Origin of the sequence: uncultured Veillonella sp. (assembly GCF_934190855.1) — a bacterium.
In the GTDB taxonomy this organism is placed as follows: Bacteria; Bacillota; Negativicutes; order Veillonellales; family Veillonellaceae; genus Veillonella.
The window spans coordinates 1-4,435 of the sequence record NZ_CAKPTN010000138.1 but is presented as its reverse complement, the minus strand read 5'-3'; the positions used below and the strand labels follow the sequence as shown (position 1 = coordinate 4,435).

General features: G+C 38.4%; 4 protein-coding genes. All 4 read left to right on the top strand.

The window, feature by feature from the left end; genetic code table 11:
* The first annotated feature begins 278 nt into the window (after positions 1-278).
* Complete coding sequence (locus Q0F90_RS07600) at positions 279-1,166, top strand: DMT family transporter (protein ID WP_296004433.1); 888 nt, start codon at positions 279-281, stop codon at positions 1,164-1,166.
* Positions 1,167-1,534: 368 nt separating this feature from the next.
* The gene (gene mscL, locus Q0F90_RS07595; protein WP_296004432.1) at positions 1,535-2,002 is read left to right on the top strand and encodes a large conductance mechanosensitive channel protein MscL; all 468 of its coding nucleotides are present in this window, start codon (positions 1,535-1,537) and stop codon (positions 2,000-2,002) included.
* 122 nt (positions 2,003-2,124) lie between these two features.
* On the top strand, positions 2,125-3,174 hold the full coding sequence (locus Q0F90_RS07590; RefSeq protein ID WP_296004430.1) for a D-glycerate dehydrogenase: 1,050 nt from the start codon (positions 2,125-2,127) through the stop codon (positions 3,172-3,174).
* Between the two features lie 82 nt (positions 3,175-3,256).
* Positions 3,257-4,435, top strand: a 1,179-nt coding sequence (gene glnS / locus Q0F90_RS07585; protein ID WP_296004428.1) for a glutamine--tRNA ligase, incomplete at its 3' end; no start/stop codon positions are given.

The following is a 4,435-nucleotide window of genomic DNA, read 5'->3' as shown; positions in this document are numbered from 1 at the left end:
TCTCTGCTGTAACAGGTGTTGGGTTCCCTAAACAATTAGAAGCATTACAATCTAAACCTTTGCGCTTCACAAAAGCAATCGATAAAGAGAATATGAAGCAAGAAATCTTAGATTTTGTAAATACATTCTCTAAATAATACAATGCCGCCTTTCTTTAGAAGGGCGGCATATATTTTGTTAAGAGATAGTATGATTTAGTAGATACTATGTTTTAGGGGCGCATTAATTTAACTTGTTTGGTTAAGAATATATTACATGAAGGTGTAAAGGGAGGTAGTATGGGAAAAAAAGGCCTAATGTATGCACTGTTATCGGCTCTTTTGTTGAGTACGATGAACTTGTTTGTAAAAATGCTGGGCTCTAATATTCCGTCCGGAGAAATTGCCTTCTTCCGTGGCTTATTTGGGACTATAGCGGTTCTTATCGTTATGTATACGCAAGGCATTCGGTTCTCCAAAGAGGATAGGGGCTATCTTATCATGCGCGGTCTTTACGGTGGCTTTGGCATGGTATGTAACTTTATTGCATTAGTGCATTTAAAGTTGTCCGATGCAACGATTCTGTTTCAAACATCTGGCATATTTGTACTCATATTTAGTTCTGTATTTCTTAAGGAGCGGGTTCCTAAGGGGGCCGGTAAATGGCTTCTTTTGATCTTTGTAGCTGTAATGGTAATGGTAAATCCATTTAGCTTTACTGGTTTTACCTGGTATGCCTTGGTGGCAATTTTGGGGGCCGCCTTGTCTGCAGGGGCCTATACGACAATTAGATTGATTTCTAAACGGGGTCAACATAGTAACTTTGAAATTATGGCGTATTTCATGATTACTGGTATGATTGCAGGTCTCGTAACTACAGACCAGTTAGTGATGCCTCAAGGTACAGACTGGTTAATCATTTTAGCCATCGGTGGTATTAGCGTGGTGGCGCAGTTCTTCTTGACTGGTGCCTTTGTTACTACAAATGCTGTAGTGGCTCAATTCTTGCAATACGTTGGCGTATTTATTAGCTCCTTCTATGGCTTCTTGTTCTTTGGTGAAAGCTTATCCATTGAAACGGTTGGGGCTGGTATTGCCATGTTTGTATCCTCTGTTATGCTAGCACGTCTTAAAGAGCAAAGTGGTCCTTTGCGTGAAGGAAAGGTCATAGAGGATAAAATTAAATAAAATACCACCTGTATTTAGTGCTGTTATAGAACGGGCTAAAGATCTATCTTTAGGTATAAACATATAATAGTATTTATATAATATAGGTCATAAATTATTTTCTCTAATTAATAGAGTTTAACCAATATATGGTTAGACTCTATTTTTTACGTATTCCAAATAAAAATTTTGAAGAATTACAAGGTAATATGGTGCGAAAAGTACGCATGATTACTGATTTATTACAATAATAGATAGGGTTATGAAAAACTATATTAAATAAATTCGAAAAACTACATCGAAAAATGTTGACATCTCTTCATCTTTCCTTTATGATTAGTACAGTTATTAACGCATTCTCAATTAAGTGTATCTAGGAGTAGTGAAAAATGAAAGAATTTTTGAACGATTTTAAAGCTTTTGCCTTCAAAGGTAACATGATGGACTTAGCTATTGGTATGATTATTGGTGCTGCTTTCACAGCGTTGGTTAACTCTGTTGTAAGCAACTTGTTCATGCCTGTTATTAGCTTATTCACTGGTGGTATTGATTTCAGCAACTTGTACTTGCCATTGAGCGCAGGTTCTAAAGATGCATTCATGGCTGGTGCTGATATTGCTACAGCTCGTGCAGCTGGTTCTGTATTGCCATACGGTACGTTCATCACTGACTTGATTCAATTCTTGATCTTGGCATTCGTTGTATTCTTGATGGTTCGCGCATTGGCTAAAATGATGAAAAACGCAAAAGAAGAAGAAGCTGCTGAAGCACCAGCAACTAAAGAATGTCAATTCTGTAAAACAGAAATTCATGTTGATGCAGTTAAATGTCCTAACTGTACAGCAGATTTGAACTAATTCAAATTAAAATGCTAAATTAAAGGAGTAAGGCTTAGGCCTTACTCCTTTTTGTTGTATTAATTTAGCTTTCTAGTATAAAATATAAGTATAATAATAGAATTCTTATGGGAGGGATGCATATGGAACAAAAACCTCTAGTAGTAGTAAATGGACTTGTTCGCAAGGATGCGATTGCATATTTAAAAGAGCACGTAGAAGTGCGCCAATGGACTGAAAAGTCCGTAATGCCTCGGGAGACATTAAAGGAATGGCTCGTTGATGCGGATGGTTTGTGGAGTGTTCGTCCTCTTGATGTAGATGGTGATCTAGTAAAAGATGCACCTAATCTAAAGGTTATTGCTCAGGCCGCTGTTGGTTATGACAATGTAAATATTGATGAATTAACAGCTGCAGGTATTCCTTATGGCAATACGCCAGGCGTTTTAAATGAGACCGTAGCAGAGCTTGCGTTTACCTTGATTGCCACAGCTAGTCGTCGCATTTTAGAAAATGCTAATTTTGTAAAAGAAGGTCGTTGGGCCCAAAGACCTTCAAATATTAAAGGGTTTGATTTGAGTCGTCGTACCCTTGGCATTATTGGTATGGGTGCTATTGGTGTATCTATTTCTCGTCGGGCTCGTGCTTTTGGTATGACCGTGGTATACCATAATCGCAACCAGCGTATAGATGATAAAATTCATAAAACAACATATATGGAGTTGGATGACCTTTTAGCTACTAGTGATGTAGTTTGTGTAATGGCTCCATTAACAAACGAAACTTATCACATGTGCGATGAAGCGTTCTTCAAAAAAATGAAGAATACTGCATTGTTTGTTAACGTTGGCCGTGGTCCTATCGTAGATACAGATGCGCTTATTAATGCACTTAAAACAGGTGAAATCGATTATGCAGCGCTAGATGTAACGGATCCAGAACCACTACCTGCGGATCACCCATTGTTAGAGGTAGAAAACTGTCTCATCGTACCACACATTGGTTCTTACACAGACAGAACTCGCTATGATATGTCTATTTTAACAGCGGATAATATTATTGCTGGTGTTCATAAGAAACCGTTAAAGACTTGTGTAAATAAAGAAGTGAACTATAAAAAGCCACAAATGGACGTAGAATCTGCGTTAGAAGAGCTTAAAAAGGCGGGCGTTGATTTGACGGACTTTGACTAAAATCATAAGGCCTTAAAACATATGCGGTTTTATGCAAAATATGGTAAAATAAAAGAATATTTATCCTATGGAGGTAAGAACGGTGGAACATAAAGACATTGAAAAAAATGTAGCTCCTGAAGAAGTTGTATCTGTTAACTTTATCGAAGCTATCATCAACAAAGATAACGAAACTGGTAAATACGGTGGTCGTGTATTAACACGCTTCCCGCCAGAACCAAATGGCTACTTGCATATTGGCCATGCTAAATCTATCTGCCTTAACTTTGGTATTGGCAAACAGTACAACGGCTTAACAAATCTTCGTTTTGATGATACAAACCCAACAAAAGAAGATATTGAATACGTAAACTCCATCATGGAAGATGTAAAATGGCTCGGCTTTGAATGGGCTGGCGAGGTTCGCTATGCATCCGACTATTTTGGCGAAATGTACGAATATGCTAAGAAATTGATTTCTCTTGGCAAAGCGTATGTAGATGACCAAACTGCAGAGGAAATCAAACAAACTCGTGGCGATTACAATACTCCTGGTATCAATAGCCCTTACCGTGAGCGTAGCGTAGAAGAAAACTTGAAGCTCTTCGAAGAAATGAAAGACGGTAAGTATGATGATGGTGAAAAGGTATTGCGTGCAAAAATCGACATGGCGCATCCTAATATCGTTATGCGTGACCCTGTTATTTATCGTATTGTAAAAGCTGAACACCACAATACAGGTAATGAATGGGTAATCTACCCAATGTACGACTATGCACATCCTATTGAAGATGCCATTGAACGTATTACACATTCTATTTGTACATTAGAGTTCGAAGTTCACCGCCCATTGTATGATTGGGTATTAGAGGACTGGGACGACACTGAAATTCCACAACAAATTGAGTTTGCTCGCTTAAATGTTACTAAGATGGTTATGTCTAAACGTAAATTGCGCGCTCTTGTTGAGGCAGGCCTTGTAGCTGGTTGGGATGATCCTCGTATGCCTACTATTTCTGGCTTGCGCCGTCGTGGTTATACTCCTGAAGCTATTTGTGATTTCTGTGATCGCATTGGTGTAGCAAAGGCTGATAGTGTTGTAGACATTGCATTGCTTGAGTTCTGTATCCGTGAAGACTTGAAGCTTAAAGCTATGCGTCCAATGGTTGTTATTGATCCTGTGAAAGTTGTCATCACAAACTATCCAGAAGGTCAAACAGAATTAGTGACTGTTGAAAATAACCCTGAAAACGAAGAACTTGGCAACCGTGAAGTTGTATTT